This window comes from Micromonospora rosaria, from assembly GCF_001567585.1.
Lineage (GTDB): Bacteria > Actinomycetota > Actinomycetes > Mycobacteriales > Micromonosporaceae > Micromonospora > Micromonospora rosaria.
On sequence record NZ_LRQV01000219.1, the window covers coordinates 1 to 6,727 of the forward strand.

Annotated in this window: 8 protein-coding genes; all 8 read right to left on the reverse strand. The window is 72.9% G+C overall.

All coding sequences use genetic code 11. The annotated features are described in order from the left end of the window. On the reverse strand, window positions 1–397 hold a 397-nt coding region (locus AWW66_RS30730; protein ID WP_483819092.1), incomplete at its 3' end, for a primosomal protein N' family DNA-binding protein. Between the two features lie 59 nt (window positions 398–456). Beyond that, a complete protein-coding gene (gene metK, locus AWW66_RS30735; RefSeq protein WP_067373929.1) occupies window positions 457–1,650 on the reverse strand; it encodes a methionine adenosyltransferase in 1,194 nt (397 codons plus the stop codon). An 81-nt stretch (window positions 1,651–1,731) separates the two neighbouring features. Next, window positions 1,732–2,943: a bifunctional phosphopantothenoylcysteine decarboxylase/phosphopantothenate--cysteine ligase CoaBC gene (coaBC, locus tag AWW66_RS30740; RefSeq protein WP_067373932.1), complete on the reverse strand. Its 1,212-nt coding sequence runs from the start codon at window positions 2,941–2,943 to the stop codon at window positions 1,732–1,734. A 20-nt stretch (window positions 2,944–2,963) separates the two neighbouring features. Next, entirely contained in the window at window positions 2,964–3,227 is a 264-nt protein-coding gene (gene rpoZ, locus AWW66_RS30745; RefSeq protein WP_067373935.1) for a DNA-directed RNA polymerase subunit omega, read from the reverse strand. Between the two features lie 123 nt (window positions 3,228–3,350). Beyond that, window positions 3,351–3,905, reverse strand: coding sequence for a nucleoside/nucleotide kinase family protein (locus AWW66_RS30750; RefSeq protein ID WP_067373938.1), 555 nt, complete (start codon window positions 3,903–3,905; stop codon window positions 3,351–3,353). Window positions 3,906–3,931: 26 nt separating this feature from the next. Then, window positions 3,932–4,249: an integration host factor, actinobacterial type gene (gene mihF, locus AWW66_RS30755; RefSeq protein ID WP_067373941.1), complete on the reverse strand. Its 318-nt coding sequence runs from the start codon at window positions 4,247–4,249 to the stop codon at window positions 3,932–3,934. A 175-nt stretch (window positions 4,250–4,424) separates the two neighbouring features. Further along, window positions 4,425–5,264, reverse strand: a complete 840-nt coding sequence (gene pyrF / locus AWW66_RS30760) for an orotidine-5'-phosphate decarboxylase (RefSeq protein WP_067373944.1) — start codon at window positions 5,262–5,264, stop codon at window positions 4,425–4,427. Between the two features lie 183 nt (window positions 5,265–5,447). Beyond that, window positions 5,448–6,725 carry an adenosylmethionine--8-amino-7-oxononanoate transaminase gene (locus tag AWW66_RS30765; RefSeq protein WP_067373947.1) on the reverse strand — a complete coding sequence of 426 codons (1,278 nt, stop codon included), beginning with the start codon at window positions 6,723–6,725 and terminating at the stop codon, window positions 5,448–5,450. Between the last annotated feature and the right edge of the window lie 2 nt (window positions 6,726–6,727).

Here is a 6,727-nt window from a genome sequence, read left to right on the forward strand (position 1 = left end):
CGGCCGGGCGGGTGGGCTCGGCCGGGCGGGTGGGCTCGGCCGGAGACGGCGGGTCGTCGGCCGCCGGGGCGGAAAGGATCTCCTTCTCGACCCGGGCGTGCCGGGGCGGGACGGCGAGGCGGAGCACGTCGGCGAGGCTGCCCGCGTACCGGTCGGCGACCGCGCGGGCCAGTTGGGCCACCTCGGGGGCCAGCACCGGCACCGGCGAGACGACCTTCTCCAGGTACTCCAACCGGCCCTGGAACGTCGAGGCGTCGACCCGCTCCAGCAGCCAACCGCCGACGAGTTGGCCGGCGAAGCGCACCTTCACCCGGCAGCCGGGCACGGCGTCGTCGGCCAGGTCGGCCGGCACCAGGTAGTCGAAGAGCCGGTCGAGGTGAGGCAGGGGGACGTCCACGCAGACACGAGCGACCGGCGACCCGTCAGCGGGTCGCCGGTCGCTGCGCCTGGTGCCGGTCAGGCTCCCGCGGCCGACTTGAGGTCGGCGGCCCGGTCGGTGTTCTCCCAGGTCAGGTCGGGCAGCTCACGGCCGAAGTGGCCGTAGGCGGCGGTCTGCCGGTAGATCGGACGGAGCAGGTTGAGGTCCCGGATGATCGCGGCGGGCCGCAGGTCGAAGACCTCGGTGACGGCCTTCTCGATCGAGGCCACCGGCACCGTCTCGGTGCCGAAGGTCTCGATGAACAGGCTCACCGGGTGGGCCTTGCCGATCGCGTACGCGACCTGCGCCTCGCAGCGCTCGGCGAGACCGGCGGCCACCACGCTCTTGGCCACCCACCGCATCGCGTACGCCGCCGAACGGTCCACCTTCGACGGGTCCTTGCCGGAGAACGCGCCGCCACCGTGCCGGGCGTACCCGCCGTAGGTGTCGACGATGATCTTCCGGCCGGTCAGGCCGGCGTCCCCCATCGGGCCGCCGATCTCGAACCGGCCGGTCGGGTTCACCAGCAGGCGGTAGCCCTCGGTGTCCAGCCCGAGGCTCTCCAGCTCCGGGGCGATGACGTGCTCGCGCACGTCCGGGGTGAGCAGCGACTCCAGCGAGATGTCGGCCGCGTGCTGGCTCGACACCACCACCGTGTTGAGCCGAACCGGGCGCAGCCCCTCGTACTCGATGGTCACCTGAGTCTTGCCGTCCGGCCGCAGGTACGGCACGGTGCCGTCCTTGCGGACGGCGGCGAGCCGCCGGGACAGCCGGTGCGCCAGCGCGATCGGCAACGGCATCAGCTCGGGCGTCTCCGAGCAGGCGAAGCCGAACATCATGCCCTGGTCACCGGCGCCCTGCGCGTCCAGGGCGCTCTCCGACGAGCCGGTCCGCAGCTCGAAGGCGTTGTCCACACCCTGGGCGATGTCCGGGGACTGGGCGCCGATCGAGACGCTCACCCCGCAGGACAGCCCGTCGAAGCCCTTCTTCGACGAGTCGTACCCGATGTCCAGGATCGTCTCGCGCACGATGGTCGGGATGTCGGCGTACGCCTTGGTGGTCACCTCACCAGCGACGTGCACCTGACCGGTGGTGATCAGGGTCTCCACGGCGACCCGGCTGCGCGGGTCCTCAGCGAGCAGCGCGTCCAGGATGCCGTCGCTGATCTGGTCGGCGATCTTGTCCGGGTGGCCTTCCGTGACCGATTCGGACGTGAAGAGGCGGCGTGTCACGGCACTCCTAAGGTATGGAAAAGTCGTTCCGCGGAAGTGTAGTCACCGCAACGCGAAAGCGTTGGCACGGTCCGCATCCGGTCACCCTTCGGGACGTGCCGCCCACCGGGCCACCACCAGGTCCCAGACACCGTCGGCCAAGTCCTCTTTGGACCGTTCGGGCATGTCGTGTACCGAACCGTCCGCGCCGATGACGGTCGCCGTGTTGGTGTCGGCCCCGAAGACCTTGTCCGGGCCGACCTCGTTGACCACGATGAGGTCCGCCCGCTTGCGGGCGAGCTTGGCCCGGCCGTTGGCCTCGGCGTCGCCCGTCTCCGCGGCGAACACCACCAGCACCTGCTCCGGTCGACGACGCCGGCCCCACTCGGCGGCGATGTCAGGGTTGGTGACGAGTTCGATCGTAGGGGCTGCCGCGTCCGACTTCTTGATTTTGCCGGTGGAGTACGCCGCCGGACGGAAGTCGGCCGGCGCCGCGGCCATCACCACCGCGTCGGCGTCCTCGGCGGCGGCCAGGGTGGCCGCGCGCAGTTCCTCGGTGGTGCCGACCCGGACCAGGTCGACGCCGGCCGGGTCGGCCAGCGTCACGTTCGCCGCGACCAGGGTGACCCGGGCGCCCCGGGCGACGGCCGACCGGGCGAAGGCGTACCCCTGCTTGCCCGACGACCGGTTGCCCAGGAACCGGACCGGGTCCAGGGGCTCCCGGGTCCCCCCGGCGGTGACCACCACGTGCCGGCCGGCGAGGTCGGCCGGGGCGGCGACGCCCCGGGCGAGGGCCCGGCGGGCGACCGCGAAGATCTCGGCCGGGTCGGGCAGCCGGCCCTTGCCGCTGTCGGCCCCGGTGAGCCGGCCGACCGCCGGCTCGATGACCACGACCCCCCGGGCCCGCAGGGTGGCCACGTTGGCGACGGTCGCCGGGTGCTCCCACATCTCGGTGTGCATGGCCGGGGCCAGCACCACCGGGCAGCGCGCCGTCAGCAGGGTGTTGGTGAGCAGGTCGTCGGCGAGGCCGTGGGCGGCCTTGGCGAGCAGGTCGGCGGTGGCCGGCGCGACGACCACGAGGTCGGCCTGCTGGCCGAGCCGCACGTGCGGCACCTCGTGCACGTCGGACCAGACGTCGTCGGCGACCGGCTGGCCGGAGAGCGCCGCCCAGGTGGGCGCGCCGACGAAGCGCAGGGCCGAGGCGGTCGGCACGACCCGGACCCGGTGGCCCGACTCGGTGAACAGTCGCAGCAGCTCACAGGCCTTGTAGGCGGCGATGCCACCGCCGACCCCGAGGACGATCCCAGCGGACATCGGCGTGCCGACGGCGCGGACTACGGCTGGTCGGTCGGCTCGGCGGTGAGCAGACCGGCGTTGATCTCGCGCATGGCGATCGAGAGCGGCTTCTCCTGGGGGGTGGTCTCCACCAGCGGGCCGACGTACTCCAGCAGGCCCTCACCGAGCTGGCTGTAGTAGGCGTTGACCTGGCGGGCCCGCTTGGCGGCGAAGATGACCAGCGCGTACTTCGAGGTGGTCTTGTCGAGCAGCTCGTCGATCGGCGGGTTGGTGATGCCTTCGGGGTTGGCGATGGATCCCACGAATAACCTCTGCGTCTCAAGGGTGACCGCGCGGACGCGGCTGGCCGGTGCGCCACACGGAGGCGGCTGCCCTTCCGCCCGCGACCCGGATGGCCGACCGGCACCCGCACGGGCGGGACCCGGTCAGTCCGGCGGCCGGGGCTGGCCCGACGGCAGGGGCCGGACCGGAGCCGAAACGGAAGAACCGAGCAAGCCTACCAGCTCGTCGATGACCTGCTCGGTGCGGTCGTACCGGACGGTGTGGTCGAGCACGGCCGCGACGGCCGGGTCGGGGCGGTAGCCGGGCGGCCGGAGGAGGACCAGGCGGGCCTCCTCCGGCATGGCCGCGCGGACCCGTACCGCCCCGGGCAGGTCCAGCGGAAGCAGGACCGGCTGACCGGCACGCAGTCGGGCCCGCACCGGCCCGACGGGCGTGCCCCGCCGGTACGGCCCGATCCGGGACCACTCCAGCAACTCGCCGGAGCCGGCCAGTTGGTCGAAGTCGGCCGGGTCGAGGAAGACCCGGTCGATCCCGGCCAGCTCGCCGTCACGGCGGGGCCGGGTGGTCGCCGGAACGGGCGTCCAGACGAACGGAGAACGCGCCCGGACCAGCTCGACCACACTCTCCCGGCCGGTACCGGACGGTCCGGCCAGGACAGTGAGCCGAGCCACCGGGCGCGTCTCGCCATCCGTGCTCACTGCTTGTTTCTACACGGCGTCGCGGCTCAGTTCGCGGCGAACTCTCCCAGCAGCGCCTTGCGCTGCTGCTCGCCGAGGCCACGCAGGCGACGGCTGTCGGCGATCTTCAGCTTCTCCATGATCTGGGTCGCCCGGATCTTGCCGATGCCCGGCATCGACTGCAGGACGGCCGAGACCTTGAGCTTGCCGACGACGTCGTCGGCCTCGGCCCGGTCGAGCACGGCGGCGAGGGTGGTCTTGCCCTGCTTGAGCTGCTCCTTCAGCTCAGCACGGGCCTTACGGATCTCCGCAGCCTTTTCCAGCGCGGCTGCACGCTGCTCAGGGGTCAGTGACGGGAGCGGCACCAGTTCTCCTCAGGTCCCTATCGCGACGGGCGGGACGCACCGCCGCATCTGTGAAACATGGTGTCGCTGGAAACCAAAGGGGTCCGTGGTTCCCAGCGCGGGGAAAACTAGCGGTCAACGGAGCTTTCGGCAACGTGGGCACGCGCCCATCGACGCAAAGTGACCGAGCCGTCAGTCAGTCGACAGGGCTCAACACGGCCCGGCAGTCGCTCCGTACGCGGTCGGCAGCAGCCCGTAGCGCGGCGACGTCCGGACCCGCGTTGAGCACCTCCCGGGAGTACGACGGCAGCACCGCGGGCAGGCTGGAGCCGAAGACGACCCGCAGGTCCGCCGCCGTGGCGCCCTGCGCGCCGAGCCCCGGCGCGAGCAGCGGACCGCCCACCGCGGAGAGGTCGTGCCCTGTCTCGCCGATGGTCGCCCCGACCACCAGCCCGAAACTTCCGAGCGGCTCGGCACCCCTGTTGAGCTGGGAAATCTCGTCAATTACGGTTTGCGCCACGGTCCTTCCGTCGGGACCGACCGCCCGTTGGACCGAGGCCCCCTCGGGATTCGAGGTGAGCGCCAGCACGAAGACGCCGCCGCCGTGCGCGGCGGCCAGATCGAACATCGGGGCCAGCGAGCCGACGCCCAGGTAGGGGCTCGCCGTGACCGCGTCGACATACAGCGGGCTGGATGGATCGAGGTACGCGGAGGCGTACGCGCTGACGGTCGAACCGATGTCGCCGCGCTTGACGTCGAGCAGAACGAGCGAGCCGACATCTCGTAACTGTCGGATAGTTGACTCAAGAACCGACACGCCCGAGGCGCCGAACCGCTCGAAGAACGCCGACTGCGGCTTCACCACCGCGACCCGGTCCCCGATGGCCTCCACCACGGTCCGGGCGAACCGCTCCAGCCCCGTCACCGTGTCGGGCAGCCCCCACCGGGCCAGCAGCGCCGGATGCGGGTCGATGCCCACGCAGAGCGGGCCCCGCTCGGCCATTGCCCGGTGCAGGCGGCTGCCGAAACTCTCCATCGGTCCGTTCCCCTCTCTCAGTCACGACGGCCGCACGGGGCCCTCGTCCCACGCCAGTTCCCCGCGCCACCGGCGGCACCGCTCACGGTCCCACCCGTGCCGGCGGCACGGTCGTCGAATCCACTCGCACCGGTCCGCACCGGTCGCCGTCCCGCCCTGCGGCGGGGACGCGGCGTCGCCGGCTCAGCCGGCCGCCACCGCCGCGGCGATCCCGGCCGTGAGCCGGGCCAGGTCCGCGTCGTCGGTCAGGTACGGCGGCATGGTGTAGACCAGGTCGCGGAACGGGCGCAGCCACACGCCCGCCGCCACCGCCGCCGCCGTGGCCGCCGGCAGGTCCACCGGATGGTCGAGCTGGACCACGCCGATCGCGCCCAGCACCCGCACGTCGCGCACCCCGGCAGCGCCGCGTAGCGGCTCCAGGCCGGCCCGTAGCGCCGTACCCACCCTGGACACCTGCCCGGCCCAGTCCCCGGCCCGCAGCAGCCCGATGGAGGCGTTCGCGACCGCGCACGCCAACGGGTTGCCCATGAACGTCGGGCCGTGCGCCAGCACCCCGCCGTCGGCGGAGATCCCCCGGGCCACCTCCGGGGTGCAGAGCGCTGCGGCCAGGGTCAGGTATCCGCCGGTGAGCGCCTTGCCCAGGCAGAGCACGTCCGGGGTGACCCCGGCGTGCTCGGCGGCGAACATCGTCCCGGTCCGGCCGAAGCCGGTGGCGATCTCGTCGAAGACCAGCAGGATCCCGTGCGCCCGGGTCACCTCGCGCAGCACCCGCAGGTACTCCGGGTGGTGGAAGCGCATCCCGCCGGCGCCCTGCACCACCGGCTCGACGATCACCGCGGCCAGCTCGTCGGCGTGCCGCTCCACCGCCTCGACCAGCGCCGCGCAGTACGCCGGGTCGGGCGGGACGTCGAAGCCGTCCGGCGGCTGCGGGGCGAACACCTGCCGGGGCAGCACGTCGGTCCAGAGGTGGTGCATCCCGCCGACCGGGTCGCAGACGCTCATCGGGTGGAAGGTGTCCCCGTGGTACCCGCCCCGCCAGGTGCCCAGCCGGCGCCGCTGCGGCCGGCCCGTGGCCCGCTGGTACTGCAGGCACATCTTGACCGCCACCTCGACGCTGACCGAGCCGGAGTCGCAGAGGAAGACCCGCTCCAGCCCCTCGGGGGTCAGCTCGACCAGGGTCCGGGCCAGGCGCACCGCCGGCTCGTGGGTCAGCCCGCCGAACATCACGTGGCTCATCCGGCCGAGCTGGTCGGTGACCGCCGCGTCCAGCACCGGATGCCGGTACCCGTGGATCGCCGACCACCACGACGACATGCCGTCGACCAGTTCCCGGCCGTCGGCCAGGCGCAGCCGTACCCCCTCGGCCCCGGCCACCACGTACGGCGGGGTCTCCGGCGGCAGCGGCGCGTACGGGTGCCAGACGTGCGCCCGGTCGGCGGCCAGGATCTCCTCGGGTGTCACGC